This is a genomic window from Flavivirga spongiicola (assembly GCF_030540825.1).
GTDB lineage: Bacteria > Bacteroidota > Bacteroidia > Flavobacteriales > Flavobacteriaceae > Flavivirga > Flavivirga spongiicola.
This window is the reverse complement of sequence record NZ_JAUOEO010000001.1, coordinates 671785-693784: the sequence shown is the minus strand read 5'-3', so window position 1 is coordinate 693784 and position 22000 is coordinate 671785. Positions and strand designations below refer to the sequence as shown.

General features: G+C 33.9%; 16 protein-coding genes. 3 read left to right on the top strand and 13 right to left on the bottom strand.

Annotated features, from left to right (window positions below; translation table 11 throughout):
* Window positions 1–73: 73 nt before the first annotated feature.
* From Q4Q47_RS02610 to Q4Q47_RS02580, 7 genes are all read right to left on the bottom strand, one after another.
* Complete coding sequence (locus Q4Q47_RS02610) at window positions 74–520, bottom strand: FixH family protein (RefSeq protein ID WP_303305098.1); 447 nt, start codon at window positions 518–520, stop codon at window positions 74–76.
* Window positions 521–664: 144 nt separating this feature from the next.
* On the bottom strand, window positions 665–2089 hold the full coding sequence (gene ccoG, locus Q4Q47_RS02605; protein ID WP_303305097.1) for a cytochrome c oxidase accessory protein CcoG: 1425 nt from the start codon (window positions 2087–2089) through the stop codon (window positions 665–667).
* Between the two features lie 100 nt (window positions 2090–2189).
* Window positions 2190–3089: a cbb3-type cytochrome c oxidase N-terminal domain-containing protein gene (locus Q4Q47_RS02600; protein WP_303305096.1), complete on the bottom strand. Its 900-nt coding sequence runs from the start codon at window positions 3087–3089 to the stop codon at window positions 2190–2192.
* On the bottom strand, window positions 3086–3274 hold the full coding sequence (locus Q4Q47_RS02595) for a CcoQ/FixQ family Cbb3-type cytochrome c oxidase assembly chaperone (RefSeq protein ID WP_303305095.1): 189 nt from the start codon (window positions 3272–3274) through the stop codon (window positions 3086–3088). The genes Q4Q47_RS02600 and Q4Q47_RS02595 overlap by 4 nt, the downstream gene beginning before the upstream one ends.
* Window positions 3275–3292: 18 nt before the next feature.
* Window positions 3293–5485 (bottom strand): cytochrome-c oxidase, cbb3-type subunit I, encoded by a 2193-nt coding sequence (gene ccoN, locus Q4Q47_RS02590; RefSeq protein WP_303305094.1) that lies wholly within the window; start codon window positions 5483–5485, stop codon window positions 3293–3295.
* A gap of 100 nt (window positions 5486–5585) precedes the next feature.
* Window positions 5586–5759, bottom strand: a complete 174-nt coding sequence (ccoS, locus tag Q4Q47_RS02585) for a cbb3-type cytochrome oxidase assembly protein CcoS (protein ID WP_303305093.1) — start codon at window positions 5757–5759, stop codon at window positions 5586–5588.
* 158 nt (window positions 5760–5917) lie between these two features.
* Window positions 5918–8296 (bottom strand): heavy metal translocating P-type ATPase, encoded by a 2379-nt coding sequence (locus Q4Q47_RS02580; RefSeq protein ID WP_303305092.1) that lies wholly within the window; start codon window positions 8294–8296, stop codon window positions 5918–5920.
* A 107-nt stretch (window positions 8297–8403) separates the two neighbouring features.
* On the opposite strand from Q4Q47_RS02580, the gene Q4Q47_RS02575 reads away from it, so the two are divergent.
* Complete coding sequence (locus tag Q4Q47_RS02575) at window positions 8404–9081, top strand: Crp/Fnr family transcriptional regulator (protein WP_303308436.1); 678 nt, start codon at window positions 8404–8406, stop codon at window positions 9079–9081.
* A gap of 158 nt (window positions 9082–9239) precedes the next feature.
* Here the strand turns inward: Q4Q47_RS02575 and Q4Q47_RS02570 are convergent, their stop codons facing one another.
* Together Q4Q47_RS02570 and Q4Q47_RS02565 are read right to left on the bottom strand one after the other, a co-directional pair.
* Complete coding sequence (locus Q4Q47_RS02570; protein ID WP_303305091.1) at window positions 9240–11186, bottom strand: S9 family peptidase; 1947 nt, start codon at window positions 11184–11186, stop codon at window positions 9240–9242.
* A gap of 2 nt (window positions 11187–11188) precedes the next feature.
* Complete coding sequence (locus Q4Q47_RS02565; protein ID WP_303305090.1) at window positions 11189–14440, bottom strand: WD40/YVTN/BNR-like repeat-containing protein; 3252 nt, start codon at window positions 14438–14440, stop codon at window positions 11189–11191.
* A 105-nt stretch (window positions 14441–14545) separates the two neighbouring features.
* Between Q4Q47_RS02565 and Q4Q47_RS02560 the strand changes: the two genes are divergently transcribed.
* Together Q4Q47_RS02560 and Q4Q47_RS02555 are read left to right on the top strand one after the other, a co-directional pair.
* Window positions 14546–15673, top strand: coding sequence for a vWA domain-containing protein (locus tag Q4Q47_RS02560; protein ID WP_303305089.1), 1128 nt, complete (start codon window positions 14546–14548; stop codon window positions 15671–15673).
* 144 nt (window positions 15674–15817) lie between these two features.
* On the top strand, window positions 15818–17275 hold the full coding sequence (locus tag Q4Q47_RS02555) for a MoxR family ATPase (RefSeq protein ID WP_303305088.1): 1458 nt from the start codon (window positions 15818–15820) through the stop codon (window positions 17273–17275).
* 1 nt (window position 17276) lies between these two features.
* Here the strand turns inward: Q4Q47_RS02555 and Q4Q47_RS02550 are convergent, their stop codons facing one another.
* The 4 genes from Q4Q47_RS02550 to Q4Q47_RS02535 form a co-directional block, all read right to left on the bottom strand.
* A complete protein-coding gene (locus Q4Q47_RS02550) occupies window positions 17277–17849 on the bottom strand; it encodes a YdeI/OmpD-associated family protein (protein WP_303305087.1) in 573 nt (190 codons plus the stop codon).
* 5 nt (window positions 17850–17854) lie between these two features.
* Window positions 17855–19501 (bottom strand): M1 family metallopeptidase, encoded by a 1647-nt coding sequence (locus tag Q4Q47_RS02545; RefSeq protein WP_303305086.1) that lies wholly within the window; start codon window positions 19499–19501, stop codon window positions 17855–17857.
* Between the two features lie 402 nt (window positions 19502–19903).
* Window positions 19904–21238: a M28 family peptidase gene (locus Q4Q47_RS02540; RefSeq protein WP_303305085.1), complete on the bottom strand. Its 1335-nt coding sequence runs from the start codon at window positions 21236–21238 to the stop codon at window positions 19904–19906.
* 4 nt (window positions 21239–21242) lie between these two features.
* Entirely contained in the window at window positions 21243–21992 is a 750-nt protein-coding gene (locus tag Q4Q47_RS02535) for a nuclear transport factor 2 family protein (protein ID WP_303305084.1), read from the bottom strand.
* Window positions 21993–22000 lie beyond the last annotated feature (8 nt).

Below are 22000 nucleotides of genomic sequence, written 5' to 3'. Positions count from 1 at the left end.
TAAATGTTTGTTAGATGGTCTATATAGGAACATTTTTTTAGTGATTATTTTAATGTCTTCCTGTTCAGGGAATTTAATAATTAATAGATTCTTTAAATAAATAATAAATTCCATTATATTGCCAATCAATTTTAATATTCCAACGACCATCTACCAAACGATTGTCAGGTATGAGCAAATTGGGTTTAGATAATGAAATAGTAGTATCAAAATCTAAATGTTTGTTAGATGGTCTATATAGGAATATTTTTCCAGTGATTTTTTTAAAGCCTATAGCCTTAGGAAATTGAATAATTAATCCTTCGGCAGTTTTTTTATATGTAATGTTTTCGTTTAAATTTTTAGCATTTTTTAACTTATCAATATCTTTTTGATATTCTAGTTCTTCGGCATAATAATCTTCTGTCACTAAATCATGATCATAAGCATCATCTACATTCATGGTTATAATAAAATACATTATAAAGCTTATAAAACCTATAAATGCAATCACAATTCCTGTTCCCCAGTTTATTTTCATAACGATATTCTTTTATTATTCCCTCGAAGGAGGAAATCTGTTACTTATTCTTTTATTATAGCATTCCCCTTTGGGTCGGGCTTTTTTATTACAAGACTTCAATAAACATCTAAATCAATCATACATTGCCAAGCTAACTGCATACTATTTATAACTCCTAGGACCTAAAAAATTAGCCGTTGTTGTCTCAATTAATTTATCATCTGTGTATACACCTATCTTTACTTTATTTCTATCACCTGATAATGCCGAATTATTTATTTCAATAAATAAAGTGCCTTCTGCAATCCCTTGGCTTGGTACTACAAAACTATCGTGTGTAGCCACTAGTTTTAAACCTCCTTTATGCGACATCAATTTGAAACTCACATTTTCAATGTCTTTAGTAGTCTTATTCACTAATTTATAAGTAAAAACGTTACTTATTATATTATTCTCTTTATGTTCGTACAATTGGCCAGGTAACCTTAATACATTGGCTTCTACATCATTTCTTAAAAATAGCATACCAGTTAGCAAGCCAATTAGAATAGAAAGAACCACAATGTAGCCCTTTATCCTTGCTGTTAATTTAAAAGGTGTTTTCTTTTCAATATTATCTTCACTGGTATATTTAATCAAGCCTTTTGGGAGATTAATGCTTTCCATAATATGGTCACATTCATCAATACAAGCGGTACAGTTTACACATTCCAGTTGTGTGCCATTTCTAATATCAATTCCGGTAGGACATACATTGACACATTGAAAACAATCGATACAATCTCCATGACCTAAAGCCTGCCTGTCTTCATTTTTTCTAAATTTCTTTCTGCCTTTTTCAGCTTCACCACGTTTATGATCGTATGCTACAACCACAGATTTTGTGTCTAAAAGTACACCTTGCAATCTTCCATAAGGGCAAGCAATAATACACACTTGCTCTCTAAACCATGCAAAAACAAAATAAAATACTGCTGTAAAAATAGTTAATGAAATAAGAGTGCTTACATGATCAAGAGGGCCATCGGTTATATAACGAATGAGGGTATCGCTTCCAATTAAGTAGGCTAAAAATACATTGGAAATAATGAAAGAAATAATAAGAAATATAATTAGTTTTAATCCTTTTTTTCTGATTTTTTCTGCATTCCATGGTTGTTTTGATAATCTTATTTGCTTCCCTCTATCACCTTCAATCCAATATTCGATTCTACGAAAAACCATTTCCATAAAAATGGTTTGAGGGCAAATCCATCCACAGAAAATCCTACCAAACGCGACAGTGAAAAGTGTAATAAAAATGACTCCAATAATCATCGAGATTACAAACAAATGAAAGTCTTGCGGCCAGAATGGAAATCCAAAAATATTAAAACGACGTTCTAAAACATTGAACATTAAAAACTGATTCCCATTAACTTTTATGAAAGGAGACAGTAATAAAAAGGCCAGTAACCCATAACTTACCCACTTTCGGTATTTATAAAATTTCCCGCTAGGTTTTTTTGGAAATACCCAGGCACGTTTACCTTCTTCGGTAACTGTACCTATAGAATCTCTGAATGTTTCGTTTTCTGGCGTTTCCAAAATCGTTTTTATATTTTAATTTTTGTAGACCTATCAGGTTTTTAAAACCTGACAGGTCTTAATTTTATTCAATTTCAAGAACAAGGAATAAAGATTGTTTTCAATTAGATTCTAATATTTCAGCATTTTCATCTACCCATATATCACCTTCTGGTGCTTTAGGATTGGCAGGTGTTGTACCTTGAAATGTTAAAACATAGCTTGATACTTGTGCTATTTCTAATGGTTTTAGTTGCTGCTTCCAGGCAATCATACCTTTACCAGAACGCCCACCTTCAGAAACTGTTCTAAATACACTTTTTATATCGCCACCTAAGATCCAATTTTGGTCGGTTAAATTTGGGCCAATACCACCGCCTCCATCAGCCATATGACAAGCTACGCAAGTGGTTTCGAAAATAGATTTACCTGCGCTTAAGTCGGCAGCTTCGGTTAGCAATGTAACCGTATTTATATCTACTAAATCTTTAGCCGTTTTTTTATAAGCTTCAATAGCAGTTCTTGCTTCTGCTAGTTCGGTTTCTAATTCATCAATTTGAGTATCGCCATTAAAAACATGATATTTCAATAAATAGACAGCAGCAAAAACAATAGAGATGTAGAAGCCGTATAACCACCACGGTGGTAAGTTATTGTCGAGTTCTTTTATACCATCGTAATTGTGGTCTAAAATAATTTCTCCTTCTTCATCAAGAGGCTTTTGCCCAAGAAGTTTTATATATGCATTTTTTAACCACGTAAATTGATATTGCTTTTCTTTTTCTTCTAAAAATCGCGCTTTAGCTTCTTCATCTAATCTATGAAGCATCACATTTTCTAATGCACCAACAATGGCTTCAATAGCGATTAAAATAAGAAGTACTAGCAATAAGAATAATGAAACGGTAGGATATTCTATAAAAGCAGGTTTATCACCTGAGTCTATAAAGAATTCTACAGCTCCAAAAATAATAAAGAACACAATTGGAACTCGTATCCAGGATGGGATTAATTTTCTCATGATATATCGTCGTTTTGATTGTTGTCTAATGGAATATTGCTTACGGTTTTTATATAATCTTTTTTAGCAGTAATGACCCACCAAAAAAGGGCTACAAAAAATATGAAAAAGATGAGTAAAGAGATCATCGGATAAATTTCGATACCTGTAATACTCTCCATATGGTTTTTTACAAATTTTAACATGTGTTTTATTTTTGATGGTTATTGTTGTGCTGTTTCTACCTTAATATCGGTTCCTAAACGTTGTAAATAAGCTATAAGCGCTACAATTTCTCTGTTTTTCATCTCGATAAAGTCTTCACCATTTTCAGAAGCATATTTTTTATCGGCTTCATACGTATCAGCAAAATCAGGATCACTATAAAGGTTTTGTTCTATTTGTGAGCCTTGTGCTAACATGTCTTCCTGCGCATTAGCAATGTCTTCTTCAGTATAAGGAACCCCTAATGATACCATAACTTCCATTTTAGCTTCAGTCATAGATTTATCCAATTTACTACTGCTGCCTGTTATCAACCAAGGATAACGAGGCATAATGGACCCAGATGAGGTACTTTGCGGATCGTACATGTGATTAAAGTGCCAATTATCAGAATATTTACCGCCTAGTCTATGTAAATCCGGTCCGGTACGTTTACTACCCCAAAGGAATGGGTGATCGTAAACAAATTCGCCTGCTTTTGAATATTCTCCATACCGTTCTACTTCACTTCTAAAAGGGCGAATCATTTGTGAATGGCAACCTACGCAGCCTTCTCGAATATAAATATCGCGACCTTCTAATTCTAAAGGTGTATAAGGCTTTACACTAGCTATGGTCGGAATATTAGACTTTACCATAATGGTAGGTACAATTTGAATGATACCACCTATTAGAATAGCGACTGTAGCTAAGAGTGTTAACTGAACTGGTCTACGTTCTAACCAGGTATGCCATCCTTCACTAGCAGTACGTTTTTTAGTAACACGCTCTAAAACTGGTGCTTCAGCTAATTCATTTTCGACGTTGCTACCTTGCCTAATGGTTACAATAACATTGTAAACCATGATTAACATACCTGTAATGAATAGTGTTCCTCCAATGGCACGCATCCAATACATAGGAATAATTTCTGTAACAGTTTCTAAGAAGTTACCATAAACTAATGTACCGTCAGGATTGAATTGCTTCCACATACTTGCTTGTGTAAAACCAGCAACATACATTGGTAAGGCATACATAATGATACCTAGTGTGCCAATCCAGAAATGTAGATTAGCTAATCCAACAGAGAATAGTTTTGTTTTGAAAAGTCTAGGCACTAGCCAATATATCATACCAAAGGTTAGGAACCCATTCCATGCCAGGGCGCCTACGTGTACGTGAGCGATAATCCAGTCTGTAAAGTGAGCAATAGCATTAACGTTTTTAAGCGATAACATAGGACCTTCAAAGGTTGCCATACCGTAACCTGTAATGGCTACCACCATAAATTTTAAAACAGGATCTGTACGTACTTTGTCCCAAGCCCCCCTTAGAGTTAAAAGCCCGTTTATCATACCACCCCAAGATGGCATTAATAGCATGACTGAAAATGCAACACCTAAGTTTTGTGCCCATTCTGGTAATGCTGTATATAATAGGTGATGAGGTCCTGCCCAAATGTATATAAAGATTAATGACCAGAAGTGAACAATGGATAGCCTATAAGAATATACAGGTCTGTTAGCTGCTTTAGGAATGAAATAATACATGAGCCCTAAAAAAGGTGTGGTTAAAAAGAATGCTACCGCATTGTGCCCATACCACCATTGTACTAAGGCATCTTGCACGCCTGCATAAACCGAGTAACTTTTTAATGCACTTACAGGTAATTCTAAACTATTAAAAATATGAAGGACAGCAACGGTAACAAAAGTTGCTATATAAAACCAGATAGCAACATATAAATGGCGTTGTCTTCTTTTTAGAATAGTTCCAATTAAGTTCCATCCAAAAACAACCCATATAACAGCAATAGCAATATCAAATGGCCATTCTAATTCAGCATATTCTTTAGATGTTGTATAGCCTAAAGGTAATGTGATTGCTGCGCCTACTATAATAAGTTGCCAGCCCCAAAAGTTAATTTTACTTAAGGTGTCATTAAACATTCTAGCTTTTAATAGACGTTGCGTGGAGTAGTAAACTCCTGCAAAAATAGCATTACCAACAAAAGCAAAAATAACGGCATTGGTATGTAATGGTCTTAATCGACCAAAGCTTAGCCATGAAATACCGTCGGTTAGATTAGGGAATAAAAACATAAATGCCAGTAGTAAGCCTACCAACATTCCCACAACACCCCAAAGCATGGTAGCGTAAATGAAATTTTTAACGATCTTATTATCGTAATGAAATTGCTGCATTTCCATATTATAATTGATTATTTAATTTTTAAAGGCGATATGAAGTCGCCAAATTTATGATTGGTTTTTTTGATTTTTGTGATAGCGATGTTCGTAATTATAGTTATTAATCTGTTGTTTCATTGGAATTATCTTTAACGAGTTCATCTTCAAATAACATTCTTACGGAAGGGGTATAACTATCATCATACTGTCCTTTTTTTACAGCCCAAATAAAGGCTATAAAGAAACCAACAGCTACAACAATGCTTATAGCTAATAAAATATAAATAACACTCATACCTACTTGAAGTTATGGTTCAAAATTACTTTCATACTTATTGTTAAAAAATGACTTTTATCATGTTCTGTTTATTTATTTCCTTTCCCTAACCCTTTCCAAAGGAAAGGGAACTGTTATGTTTAATCGGTATCCAAGTCCTTCCCTTTGGGAAGGATTTAGGATGGGATTTTCTGTCCAACAATATTGGTCGCTATAGTTGTAAATGCGACTATACTTATAGAACTAAGTGGCATTAATATAGCAGCTATCACTGGTGCTAACTGACCAGTAACAGCAAAATAAAGCCCGATACTATTATATATAAACGAGAGTAAAAAGCTCCATTTAATAATTTTTATAGCGGATTTAGATAATTTTATATAATTAAATAATTGGTTGAATTTTGAAGCATCTAAAATAGCATCGCAGGCAGGAGAAAAGACATTTACGTTTTCCGAAATAGCAATACCAACATTGCTTTGTGCTAATGCACCGGCATCATTTAGTCCATCTCCAATCATCAATACATTGGCACCTTCGTCTTGATGGTATTTAATGTATTCTAATTTGTCTTCTGGTTTTTGATTGAAAAGTAGCTTTGTTTTTGTTGGGAGTAGTTTTGTTAAGTTATCTTTTTCACCTGCATTATCACCAGAAAGAATCACTAAGTCGTACTCCTTTTTAAGTGTATTAAATAGTTGAGAAATTCCTTTTCTGTAGGCATTATAGAATGTAAACTTGCCTTTATATTTATTATTTGTGCTCACGTGAACAGTTGTATTTAATGTTGCTGTATCACTTGTATGGCCAACAAAAGGAGCGGATCCTATTTTTATATTGTGATCTTTGTATTTTGCTTCAATACCTTTTCCTAAAAATTCTTCATAAGTATCTAAAGTAAGTATGTCATGCTTATTTAAGATATTATATAGCGATCGACTTAATGGATGATTAGACCCTCGTAATGTACTTTTTAATAATGTTTCTTCATCTAAAGAAAGTTGAGAACCTTCATAATTTATAGCCGTTTCTTTATTGGCGGTTATGGTACCTGTTTTATCAAAAATAATAGTATTTATTTTGGCTAATTGCTCAATGACACTGGCATTTTTCAAATAGAATTTTTTCTTTCCCAGAATGCGTAAAATATTCCCAAAAGTGAAAGGGGCGGATAAAGCAATGGCACATGGACACGCTATAATTAATACCGAAGTAAAAACATTTAATGCTTTACTTGGATCTGTTACTAACCAAAAAGTGGTAGCTACTAAAGCGATTAATAAAATGACAATTGTAAAGCGTTTACTAATACTATTGGTAATGTTTGTAAACGATAATTCTTTGTCTTTTTTAAATACATCGTTACTCCAAAGTTGTGTTAGATAACTTTGTTCCACTGATTTTAATACATCCACTTCAATACTACCATCTAACTGTTTACCACCTGCAAACAATTTGTCTCCCGATTGTTTTGACACTATTTTAGATTCACCAGTAACAAAACTATAGTCAATACGAGCGGTTCCTTTTATTAAAATACAATCAACAGGAATGAGTTCCTCATTTCTAATAAGTAATCGATCGCCTTTTTCAATATCATATACTTGTATGGATTCCTCTGTTCCTTCTGTTGTTATTTTTGTAACTCCAATAGGGAAGTACGATTTGTAATCACGTTCAAAAGATAAAAATGTATATGTTTTTTGTTGAAAAAACTTTCCTAGTAATAGAAAGAAGATAAGTCCTGTTAAGCTATCAAAAAAACCAGAACCTGCATCAAAGATAATTTCAGAAGAGCTTCTAACAAATAATACCAAAACACCCAAAGCAATCGGAACATCGATATTTAAAATTTTAGATCGAAGACCTTTAAATGCTGAAATGAAATAATCCTGTGCAGAATAAAAAACAACAGGAAGTGAAAAGAAAAACATCAACCATCTAAAAAGGTGTTTATATTTTTCTATCCAAAAGCCATCCACTTGAAAGTACTCTGGAAATGACAAAAACATGACATTTCCAAAAGCAAAACCTGCAATTCCCAATTTATATATTAAGGATCGGTCAATGTGCTTTTTACCAACACTATAATCGTCTAAACTTATAAAAGGTTCGTAGCCAATACTACTCAATAATGCTACGAGTTTTTTTAATGTAAGTGATTCGCTATTAAAAGTGACCCGCACATTTTTTTTACCAAAATTGACTATAGATGCACTTATGGCAGGATTTAGCTTGTTTAAGTTTTCTAAAATCCAAATACATGAACTACAATGAATGTGTGGAACATATAGCGTAACTATTTGAGTACCATCATTATTAAATTCCAGTAGCTGCTCTACAATTTTGGCATTATCTAAAAAATTGTATTTACCTTCAATATCCTTGGGGGTTGCCCCAGGTGCTTGTTGCAGATCGTAGTAACAGGTTAAATCGTTTACAGAAAAAATTTCGTAAACAGTTTTACAACCATTACAACAAAATGACTTATTATCAAATGTAATTGTAGAAGATGTAGCATCTAACCCACAATGAAAACATGTGTTGTTGCTCATTATTATTTGCTCATTTATACCTGCAACAAAAGTCATAAATGATTTCACTTTATCATATGATAATTGTCATGTTTTCTCTATTTTTACAGAACTTTCAATTATTTGTTATGGGTAAATGTGAACAATGCATTATCAAACAGTTTAACTCGCTTAAGTCGTTGACTAAAGATGAGTTAGTGCGTATTTCTAATTGTAAAACTTCTCACACTATAAAAAAAGGCACGGTCATTTTTGAAGAAGGTGATGCTGTAAATGGCGTTTATTGCGTTAAGGATGGCATTTGTAAACTTTCTAAGTTAAGTGAAAACGGTAAAGACCAAATAGTAAAAATGGTTGTTAAAGGTCAATTACTTGGTCAGCGTTCTCTGGTAAGTGATGAGAATTCTAATTTACAGGCAACCGCTTTAAATGACATGGAAGTTTGTTTTATTCCTAAAAGTGAAATAATAGCAGATCTTCAAAACAATCCGAAGTTTTCATTTGATGTATTGAAAGATATGGCACATGATTTAAGAGAAGCTGATGATATTATAGTAAACATGGCACAAAAATCTGTGAGACAACGATTAGCAGAAGCTTTAATTTACATACATAATAGTTTTGGGGTTAATCCAGATGGTACGCTTAGTGTTTTGTTATCTCGTGAAGATTTTGCTAATATAGTAGGTACTGCTACAGAGTCGGCCATAAGAGTCTTATCTCAATTTAAAAAAGAAGGACTCATTTCTACTATTGGAAAACAAATAAAAATTGAAAGATTAGAAGGTTTAAAACGAATTGAATAAAGACCGATCTATTAAAATAAAAAAGACTAAAAGTGTCATTCAGAGCGCAGCGAAGAATCTTATGTTTTTATAAATAATGCATTATATTTTAAAAAGATTCTTCGCTGCGCTCTGAATGACAAAATAGATTACTTTTTAAGTAGCGTTTTTCGCTTTATTTAGTTTACTACTTCAGCTTCTATTTCTTTTACGGGTATTTCACCATCTATAGAGGCATTTTCTTTTTTAAGATATGTATCTAAAAATTTAAGAATGCTGCTGTAAGCTTCAATTTGATTTTCTTTTTTTACAAAACCATGTCCTTCATCTTCAAATAGAACATATTCTACAGGGACGCCACTTTTACGAACACCAGCGACGATTTCATCAGATTCTACTTGCAAAACTCTAGGGTCTTTAGCACCTTGTAAAACAATTAAAGGTTTGGTTACCTTATCAGTATGAAATAAAGGAGATATTCTGTGTAGTCTTATGGAGTCCGCCGTATGAGGATTCCCTAATTCTTTATAAAGTGCATCTTTAAAAGATTCCCACCATGGTGGAATACTTTTAAGGGTACGAATCCAGTTGGTAACTCCAAATAAGTTAACACCTACAGCAAACTCTTCTGGTGTATAAGTTAATGCAGCCATCGTCATGTATCCGCCATAAGACCCTCCCATAATACCAATTTTATCGGCATCAATTTCTGGCTGTGTGGCTAACCAGTTTTTACCTTCTACACAATCTTGTAAATCTTTTTCGCCATGATTTAGATCATCCATTTGAAAAAATGTTTTACCGTAACCACTACTTCCGCGATTATTTACAGCTAGTACAGCATAGCCATGGTTAACAAGATATTGTGTTAGAGAACTAAAGTTTTGCCTGCTTTGACCTCCAGGTCCACCATGTACCAAAACAAGTGCAGGTACTTTATCTTCAGTCGATGCTTGATGTGGTAAATAATAAATAGCAGGAATTTCTACACCATCAAAAGACTTATATCTAACCACTTTAGCCGTTACTAAATGATTTATGTCTATATCTTTATTAAGTACATTAGTAAGTTGATGTTGCTCTTTAGTAGCAAAATTGTACGTGAATAAATTTGATGGACTATTTGAGCCTCCAACATACATACGCATCATCGTTTCATCTCTGGAAATACCAACACTAGTTATGCTACCGTTCTGAAAATCTGGAAGCTCTAAGTTTTTACCTGAAGACATGTCCAGTATTTCTATGGAATTTTTAGCATCTTCATTTATAAAACTTACCATGTACTTCTCATTTTGAGTAAAATAAATACCACTTACATCCCAAGGTCTTTCTAAAACCTTTTCCTTTTCACCAGTGGCGATGTTATATTTCATGAGATATGAAAACTCTGCACCATCATCTGTAGTATAATAAAGTGTTTCATTGTTTAAAGAGAAATCTTGAGCAGAATTACTGCTCTGATTTTCGTTTACTTTGGTAAGTGATTTATCCGTTCTATTATAAATAAAAATATCACTGTCATTTGTGTTTATTGTTTTACTTAAAGCGATGAGGTTTTTATTGCTAGAAATAGCATTAAGACTATAACCTTCATCGTTTTGGTAAATGAGTTCAGAAGACATATTCTCAATGGTCATTTCATAAATATCCATATAACGTTTGTCTCTTTTATTAGAGCCATAAGCAAAGCTTTTTCCATCATGAGACCAACCGTAAAAAGAAGCTCTTACCCCTTCATCTGGTGTTAATTCTGTAATGGTACCGTCTATGTCTCGTAAATATAAATGGTAAATTTCATCCCCATTACCATCAGCTCTATATAACATACGTTCATCATTTGGAAAATAAGAAATGCCGAAAATTGATGAAGAATCTGAAGCCGTTACAGGTATAAAGTCACCACCAGCAGTTGGAACAGTGTACATGTTATAAATTCCAGAACGATTACTAGAGACTAATAATTTTGACTTATCTGGGGAAAAACTTCCTCCACCTACAGCTTCATTATCCATGAACTGTTCAATTGTGTACTCTTTTAAATTAAGAGTGACTTCTTTCGTTTGTTTCTCTTTTTTACAAGAGATAAACAAAACCAGAAGTACTAAAGTTACCAGTTTATTCATATTTAATTGGTTTTAAATGATTTCACATCTTTAAATGGCAATAATTTTATGTTTTCTACCGAATTTTTGTAGGTTTTCCAGTCTTCATCAAAAAACGTATTTGTTTTATCAACTCCATTTTTTAAAGCTTCTTTTGCATGCTCTATTAGTGTGGTTTCTGTTGAGGTTAATCCATTTTGTCTGGATCTAACATAACCATTAGCTTGATTTATACGCTGGATAATAGCGACTTCTGGATTGCGGGTGATGCCTTGTCTTTTATCTTCTTTTCCTAAAAACGAATTAATAATATCATCAATCTTCTTGGTGATATCCTTTGAAGCTTTTACTTGGTCTTTGTATAATTCTTTATCCAATTTTTTTAATTCGGATTGATACTTTTTGGCAACTTGTTTACTTTCAACTAATTGTTTAACAACATCTGCCATGGTTTGTATCATGTTTTCAATATCTTTTGAAGCATTGTATACCGCATTGATGGCACCGTCCGATTTATTTAAACGTGGATCGTTCTTGATAGTAATCATCTCCTCCGAGGTTTGGTCTCCAAAATTCAATACTACTTTATAAGTCCCAGGTTTTACTCTAACGCCTCCAGGTTCATTGGTGTTTTTGCTAATCCTTCGAGATGCTCTATCAGGGCCTTTTTCATTCATATACCAGGTCCATTTATGCATACCAGTTTCTTTAGGTGCTTTTTGCTTTAATGTTCTTATTAAGCGGTCTCCATCATAAATTTTCATGGTTAACGAATCCCATTTTACCTGAACTTGATTCAGGTTCTCATCAATCGTGTTATCAGTATTATCGTCACCCTCTTTTTCGTCATCAATATCATTTTCTTTTTCTTCTTCCTCCTCCTTTTCACTAGACGTCTCTTTTTTATCAATGGTTACATAATAGGATATTTGCGCTGCTGTTTTTCTGTTTTCTCCATGATATATGGCATCACCTCCAAAGCGGGTTCCGGTTGGTTGTTGATAAGCAGCCAGATATGCCGTGGGAGGTTGAAATAATTCTAACTTTTGATTAAGGACTTGCTGATTTTTAGCGATAGCTCGTAATGGACGAATATCATCTAAAACCCATGCAGCACGCCCAAAGGTTCCAATAATTAAATCATGTTCACGCGGGTGAATAATTAAATCTTTTACAGGAACAGTAGGAAAGCCTTCTGTCCATTTAGTCCATTTACTTCCTGCATCCAATGATATATACAAGCCATCATCTGTTCCTAAAAATAACAGGTTGGGGTTTTCTATATCTTCTACTATTGACAATGTATAACTCTTTACGTCCTTAGCATCGACAATACGTTGCCATGTTTTACCATAGTTCTTAGTTCTATAAACATAAGGCGTATAGTTAAAACGTCTATAATCATTGGCGATTAAAAGGGCTTCACCTTTATTTTTATTAGATGCCTTTATTTGAGGAATCCAACTCCCTGATGGAAGGTCTTTAATGTTTTTTGTAACATCGGTGTAAGTCTGACCACCATTTTGAGTGAAATGCACACGACCGTCATCTGTGCCAATCCAAAGCATATCTTTTTCCAGAGGAGAAGGCTCAATAACTAAAATAGTACAGTGATTTTCTGCCCCTGTGGCATCCATCGTTAACCCGCCACTTTCGCTTTGTTTTTGTTTTTCAGGATCATTGGTTGTTAAGTCTTCAGAAATAACTGTCCATGTTAAGCCTTTGTCGGTAGATTTGTGAACAAATTGACTTCCGAAATAAAGGGTACTAGAATTAAAAGGATCTATATTAATAGCTGAGTTCCAATTAAACCTAAGTTTTACATCAGCATCAGGATGTGTTGGTTTTACTGTATAATTATTTCCAGTTTCAGAATCGTATCTACTTACGAAACCTTGTTGACTCATAGACCAACCAAAGCGAGAATCCTCTTTGTCCGGAACAACATCAAAACCATCGCCAAAACTTATTTCTTGCCAGTAAGAATTTCTAATACCTTGCGAGCGCCAGACATAAGCAGGTCCTTTCCAAGAGCCATTGTCTTGCATGCCTCCATAAATATTATATGGAATATCATTATCTATGTTAATATGATAAAATTGAGCTACAGGTAGGTTTCCTATAAATCGCCACGTTTTGCCGCCATCTTTAGTAATGTTTAACCCACCATCGTTACCATCTATCATAAAATCACCATTGGTAGGGTGTATCCACCAAGCATGATGGTCTGGGTGAATACCATTATTAGCACCATAAGCCGGCATAAGCTGCGAAAAGTTTTTCCCGCCATCTTGACTAACATTGACATATGTAAATACTGTGTAAATGCGATTTTCGTTTTGTGGATCTACATAGATTTCAGAATAATAAAAGGGGCGATTACCAATACCGCTTTTATCATTTATTTTTTGCCATTTAAAACCTCCGTCTTCACTTTTATAAAGTGCATTTTTTTTAGCTTCAACCAGCGCATAAATAGTATTGGGTTTGTTAGCAGCAATAGCAATACCTATACGCCCTAAATCTCCTTTTGGTAAGCCATCTTCGTCGGTTACTTTTTTCCAGGTTTCACCGCCATCATGGGTTATATGTAAACCGGAACCTTCTCCGCCTGAATTAAAAAACCAAGGGTCTCGTTTATGTTCCCACATGGCCGCAATTAATTTATTAGGATTTGTTGGATCCATAACCAAATCGGCTGCTCCGGTTTTATTATTGATAAATAATATTTTATTCCATGTTTTACCACCATCAGTCGTTTTGTAAACACCGCGTTCTGAATGTACACCCCATGGAGAACCAATAGCAGCAACATAAACGGTATTAGGATTTGTTGGGTCTATAACAACACGATGGATATGACGTGTTTTTTCTAAGCCCATTAATTTCCAATTTTTGCCACCATCTAATGATTTGTATATGCCATAACCACCATTTAAACTATTTCTTGGGTTACCTTCTCCAGTTCCAGTCCAAATCACACTTGGGTTTGATTGCTGGATGGCAACGGCTCCAATAGAAGCAGTAACTTCTTTATCAAAAATAGGTTGCCAACTAATACCTCCAGAAGTAGATTTCCATAAACCACCGGAGGCGGTACCTACATACATGATATCTGGATTAGAATGTACAACATCAATGGCTGTAACGCGACCAGACATACCACCAGGACCAACGTTCCGTGGGTGCATGTTTTTTAATAAGTCCATTGAAAATTCTTGAGATAATACAGAAATTGAAGCTAATAGCGTCAATAAAAAAAGGGTTCGTTTCATTATATATTCAGATTAATCCGAATAAAGATAAGAAAAACTAAATGCGAGATTCTTAATGAGATGTTAATATAATATTATAGAAAAATATAGTATTTTTATAGAGGTATGAGAAATGATAAAACCATAAGAAAAGGATTCGTGTTTAAAAAATATGAAACGCCTTATCAATCACCCTTCGACAAAATTTTTGAAGTTTTCAAAGAACTCATCACGCATACTTCTGGTGATTTTGATGAAGCTATTGATTGGTTGCGGGAATTAGATAAGGAATATAAACTTACTACTGATGACTATACGATTGATGATTTTATTGAAGATTTAAAGAAGAAAGGGTATATAAAAGAAGAAATAGATCCAGATGGTAACGGTGGCATGGCAATTACTGCAAAAACCGAGCGGGCCATTCGTCAGCAAGCTTTAGATCATATTTTTGGAAAGATTAAACGTAGTGGACAAGGAAATCACAAAAGTAAAGGTATAGGATTAGGTGATGAGCATACAGGTGATTATCGAAATTATCAATTTGGTGATGCTTTAGATAAAGTATCTATGACTGAAAGCTTAAAAAATGCTCAGATTAATCATGGTATTGGAGATTTTAATCTGTCGGAAGAAGATTTGGTGGTTGAAGAAACACTTCATAAATCACAAATGAGTACTGTTTTGATGATTGATATCAGCCACAGTATGATTCTTTATGGTGAAGATCGAATTACACCGGCTAAAAAAGTAGCTATGGCGTTAGCCGAATTAATTACGACGCGCTATCCAAAAGACACATTAGACATTTTAGTATTTGGAAATGATGCATGGCAGATTGAAATTAAAGACTTGCCTTATTTAAAAGTAGGGCCATATCATACCAATACGGTTGCTGGTTTACAATTAGCAATGGATTTGCTTCGAAGAAAAAGAAATACCAACAAACAAATTTTTATGATTACTGATGGAAAACCTAGCTGTTTGCGTTTACCTGATGGTCAATACTATAAAAACAGTAATGGGTTAGATAAGGATATTGTAAATAAGTGTTATGCTATGGCACAGCAAGCAAGACGTTTACATATTCCTATTACAACATTTATGATTGCTCAAGATAATTATTTGATGCAGTTTGTAAGAGAGTTTACCTATGCGAATCAGGGCAAAGCATTTTATACCGGATTGAAAGGGTTGGGAGAAATGATTTTTGAAGATTATGAAACGAATAGGAAGAAAAGGATTAGGGGGTAAGCCCCACCCAACCTCCCCGAAGGGGAGGAACAAATACTTTTATCAAGTTTTTTAAAATAAATTTTTAGTAAAAAAATAAAGTTAACTTATAATACACCCCATAACAGTTCCCTCTCTTTTGGAGAGGGTTAGGGAGAGGCAAATATGGACATTAAAACATTAGGCGAATTAAAAAAAGCAGGCTATCAATCTAAATCTATTAAAGATGAATTGAGAGCCAACCTTATTGAGAAAATAAAAAATAAAGAAACAACCTTTGAAGGGGTTCACGGTTATGAAAATACTGTGATTCCTGAGTTAGAACGCGCTATTTTATCACGCCATAATATCAATCTTTTAGGATTACGAGGACAGGCAAAAACACGTTTAGCCCGTTTAATGTTAAATTTATTAGACGAGTACATTCCTTATGTTAAGGGTTCTGAGATTAATGATGATCCGTTGCAACCTATCTCACGATTTGCAGTAGAGTTGATAAAAGAAAAAGGAGACGATACACCTATTTCCTGGTTACATAGGAGTGAACGTTTTGCAGAAAAATTAGCAACACCAGATGTAACGGTTGCTGATATTATTGGTGACGTAGATCCCATTAAAGCTGCTAATTTAAAATTAAGCTATGCAGACGATCGCGTGATTCATTATGGTATGATACCAAGAGCCAATCGTTGTATTTTTGTAATTAATGAATTGCCCGATTTACAAGCTAGAATTCAAGTGGCGTTATTTAATATTTTGCAAGAGGGCGATATTCAAATTAGAGGCTTCAAATTACGTTTGCCATTAGATATTCAATTTTTATTCACAGCAAACCCTGAAGATTATACCAATAGAGGGAGTATTGTAACCCCTTTAAAAGATAGAATTGGATCTCAAATTTTAACACATTACCCAGTAGATATTGAAACGGCTAGATTAATAACAGAACAGGAAGCCAAATTAGTTGCTGAGCAAAAACAGACTGTGTTAGTCCCGGATTTAGCTAGAGATTTATTAGAACAAATTGTATTCGAAGCTCGTGAAAATGATTTTATTGATGCTAAAAGTGGTGTGAGTGCACGATTGAGTATTACAGCATTAGAAAACTTGTTAAGTACAGCAGAACGTAGGGCTTTGATATCAGGCGATAAAATGACCATGCTCCGTCTAAGTGATTTTGTAGGCATTATTCCTTCTATTACAGGAAAAGTAGAATTGGTTTATGAAGGCGAGCAGGAGGGAGCAGCGGTTGTTGCTTATAATTTAATAGGCGAAGCTGTTAAGAGTTTGTTTGGTGAATTTTTTCCAAAGATAGAAAAGCTAAAAAAGCAAGAAGATGAAAGTCCTTATGATGCTATTATATCCTGGTTTTTTAATCAGAAAGATGGTTTTGAATTGTTGGATGATTTACGTGATAAAGAATATAAAAACTTGTTAGATGCTATTTCTCCTTTAGATGATTTGTTGAGTGAATATCAGCCAAATGTATCTAAACAGGATAGTTATTTTGTAAAAGAGTTTGTGCTTTGGGCCTTGGTCGAATTTAAGCAGTTAAGTAAACAAAGGTTTACAGAAGGTATTCAGTTTAAAGATCCCTATGGGAGTTTTATAAGTGGGATATAACTTACCAACCTCCTCGATCCTTTACATTAGCCTCACATAGTCTAATAATTTCTGCAATACGTTTTTGTCTGGTTTCTTCTCGTTTGGCTTGATTTAACCAGTATAAATAACCTTTTCTGTATGAAGGTGCAAAATTGTTATAGTTATTAAAGGCTATGGGATTTTTATCAAAAGCTAATTGCAATATTTCTGGAATAACGCCTTTTTCAACAGCATCTAAAGCCGTCCATGAGCCATTTTGCTTTCCAGTTTCAATAATTTTAAAACCACTTTCGTGCATTAAGTTGTTGGCAGTAAGTTCTTTTATGTACCTTTTGTTTAGCGCGCTCCATACACTTTTTGGATTTCTCGGAGAGAAACGTTGTCGACGTTTTCCGTTACCCAAACTTTTTACTGTGGAATCTATCCACCCATAACAAAGGGCTACTTTTACAGCTTCTTCCCATCGCATGGAAGGCTTTTTTGTTTCTACTTTATAGAGTATGAGATAAACACCATTAGAGGCATTATGGTTTTCATGCAACCAGTCGCGCCATTCAGTATCTGTCTTAAAATATAGTTCAGTAATTTCCACTATTACTAAAGTTTGTTTACTTCAATATAAAAATCTCTATCTACCTCAAAAGATAAAATTCTTAATTCTGATGACATTGTTTTCCAATCAGATTTCGGAAACAGCCATTGGTCATTTCCATTAATGTTAACCTGAATTGGCATATCAAATTTATCGACAATATTTGTCCAACGATATTTTAATACATTCTTTTCAATGGTATATTCAAGTGTTGGAATTTTTGTGGTTCTTAGATATTGATTAAAAAACTCTGTTAAATCAATTTCCGTTTTTTTACTTAAATAATCTTCAATTTGTTGCGTAGTAACCGTTTGATGAAAGAAATCTGTATTTAATCCACGTAAAATTTGTCGCCATTTTTCATCATCCTCAATAAGTTGTCTAAGCGTATGTAGCATATTAGCACCTTTATAGTACATATCTGCTGAACCTTCATTATTTACATCGTAATTTCCAATTAAAGGTCTATCGTTTTGAATGTTTCTTCTAGTACCAATGACATAATCAGCAGACGCTTTTTTTCCATAATAATAATCTAGAAATAAGTTTTCTGAGTAAGATGTAAATCCTTCATGAATCCACATATCTGCAGCATCCTTATTAGTAATGTTGTTTGCAAACCATTCATGTCCAGCTTCGTGAATAATAATGAAGTCAAATTTTAAACCCCAACCTGTGCCAGATAAATCATTACCTAAATAACCATTTTTATAACCATTTCCATAAGTCACGCAACTTTGATGTTCCATACCCAAATAAGGTACTTCAACCAGTTTAAAACTATCTGCATAAAAGGGGTACTGACCAAACCAATGCTCGAAAGCTTTCATCATTTTAGGCGCTTGCTTAAACTGTTCTTTGGCTTTTTCAAGGTTATCTTTAAGCACATAATAATTCATATCTAAATGTCCCCCTTGCCCATTATACACTTCAGAGAAATTAGCATAATCACCAATATTGATGTTAACACCGTAATTATTTATAGGACTTTTAACAAACCAGCGGTATGTTTTAGTATCTCCAAATTGTTCAACACGTCTTAATCGGCCATTAGAAATATTCATTAAATTTTTAGGAACATTTACACTAATAAGCATACTATCTACTTCATCATACATATGATCTTTACAAGGCCACCATGCACTAGCTCCTAAACCTTGGCAAGACGACGCTACAAAATGGTTTCCATTTTGGTCCCTTTTCCATGAAATACCACCATCCCAGGGCGCTCTAATGGCTTCTCTGGGCTTACCATGATAATGAACTTCGATAGAATTCACATCGCCTATTTTTTGTTTTTCTATAAGGCTTATAAAATGCGCATTACCGTCATGTTTTACTTCTAATTCTTTACCATTCTGAATGGCTTTAGTAAGATTTAAAGGCGCTTGCAAATCAATTTGCATAACAGAATGATCCTCTAAAACGGTATATTGAATGGTGTTTTTTCCTGAAATGAATTTTTTATCTGGATCTACCTTAATATCTAAGTGGTAATAATTTAAATTCCACCAGGAACGTTCCGGAGTTATAGAACCTCTTAAGGTATCTTGTCTGGTAAAATTATTTTTTTCTGAAAGCAATCCCTGAGCGTTTATGGAAACACATGAAATTACTGAGAAAAGGCATAATAAATATAAACGGTAGATCATTATTTTAACTTTTGCTCAAAATTAAATAAAAAGGTTCTTAAGGATTTGTTAATATTTAGCGTGAGTTTGATATAATGATAAATGGATTTAACAAAAAAATCAAACACTTATGTTTTTGTATCAGGTTTGGAGCTGGAGCAGTCGAAAGATTTAAAAATTCATATTTCTTTATAGATTTCGACTACGTTCCTTGACATTGCAACTGATAATTAAGACACGAATTGCACAAATTTACACGAATTGACCTTCTTATGCTTGAGGATTTTTGTGTACTACATAAACACGAATTAAACTTTCAGTCTGTCAATATATATAAGTTTAAATCTGCTGGTAAGCAGGTAAATTAGTGGAATTCGTGTCAAACTTTCAAAATCATTTGGTATTAAATCGAATACGTGAAGCTTAATCTCTAAAGATTTTATTAGGAAATACAACGACACTTTCGAAACCATTCTCACCAACTGAAGCTATTCCGAAAAAATAATTATCAATAACAATACCATCTAATGTGAATTCTGAAACATCTCCAACATATCTACTATGATCCCATGTAGGAGAGGTGGTACTTCTCCAGTAAATTTTATAACCTTTGGCACCATTAACTTTATCCCATTTAAATTTAGCAGCAGGTTCTACGATACCCCCAATACTAACATTTTTTGGTGCTGGTGGTGCCGTAGCCAAACTGGCCATATTTATAGCATTTACTGTAGTGAGTTTTTTTGCATAATCAAAATTTACATGGGCGATAACGTCACCATATTTTATGCCATTTTCTTCACGAATGTCCTGATGTTGTTGCGTGTAGTTTTCATGGGCTTCCATGATACGAATACCTGCATATCCTAAATCGTTAAAAGGACGATGGTGACCACCGCGTCCAAACCTGTCTAATCTATAAACCATCATAGGGTTCATCTCTGGCATATACATTTTTGTGGTTTTATAAACGTAACGTGCCAATTGACGTGAAATACCATCTACTTCACCACCATAAAATCGACGAAGTGTTCTTTGGCGTTCTGTCTCATTTGGGGGAACAGGTTCTGAAAAAATCCTGAAGGAGCGATTATCAATAACACCATCAACCCCTTTTATATTTCCGATCATATCATTATTGAACACCCCAATAATATCCCAGGCTTTCTCCTGAGCATATTTTGCTAGTCCGGCACCACCAAAAAGACCTTGTTCTTCACCAGATAGCCCCACATAAATAATACTGCTCTCAAATGAATATTTAGATAAAACCCTGGCAGCCTCCATAGTTCCTGCCATACCAGAAGCGTTATCATTTGCGCCAGGAGCATCCGTAGTAAAATCCATAGTGTCACTAGCACGAGAATCAATATCACCACTCATAATGATATAGCGATTTGGGTATTTTGTTCCTTTTTGAATAGCAACTACATTGACGACCCATGCGTCATGTGGTACACGATTGTTTCCTTTTTTAGTAACAAAATCTTTTTGATAAAAGACTTCCAGACAATTATTGCAATCTTTTGAAATAGCTTCAAATTCAGATTTTATCCATCGCCTAGCAGCTCCTATCCCTTTTGTGTTAGAAATAGTATCACTAAAAGTATTTCTTGTTCCAAAATCTACAAGTGTTTGAATATCTTTTTCAATGCGTTTTTCAGATATATCATCAATGATATCATATAACTGTTGATTAGTTTGAGAAATAACAATTGACGGAATTAATAGTAAAAGTAATATTGATGTATGTTTCATTTTTTTATTGAATGAATGTGACTTTTGTGATTTTTCCATTTTGAACTTCATAAATTGCAATCGCATAAAAAGTATTACCATTAAAAGTAACTTTTTCATTATCAATTACTTTATTGCCTAATACCATTCTATTTACAATTTGAGCATTCAAATCTGGTGCTTTTTTAAAAAATGACGCGTATTCTGAACGGATGGCTTCGTGGCCTTCGGAGGTTAGATTATTTGGATATCTGTATAGTTTAATATTGCTAGAATACGTTGCTACAAATGCATCTATATCACCTTTATTATAAGCTTCTAGCTGTTTATTAACAATACTCTCGGGATTTGAAGTCGTTTTAGAGTTATGTAAAAAAGTCATGGAATTGATATCTTCATGGTCTGTTTCATAAATAGTAATATGTCGATTGGTCTTATAGTTTACTGTACCCAATTCTTCATCAATCACAACATTTTTGAGTACCATTCTGTTTAATACTTTGACATTTGATTTTTTATTTTCTTTAAAAAAACGCGCATAATTTTCCTTTAGTTTGTCACGACCCAGATACATGGTATCATTTGGAAACCTGTTTACCAAAACATGGGTGTCAAAAGCATTGGCAAATTGTTCTAAATTTCTGTTGTTAAAGGGAGCTATATGTTGTTGTACAATTGCAGCTGCATGTTCTTTATTTGAGTTATCATTAGAATTTGATTGAGAAAAGAGTGATAATGATAAGCAAATACATAAAATAGAAACGATAGATTTCATAGCTAAAA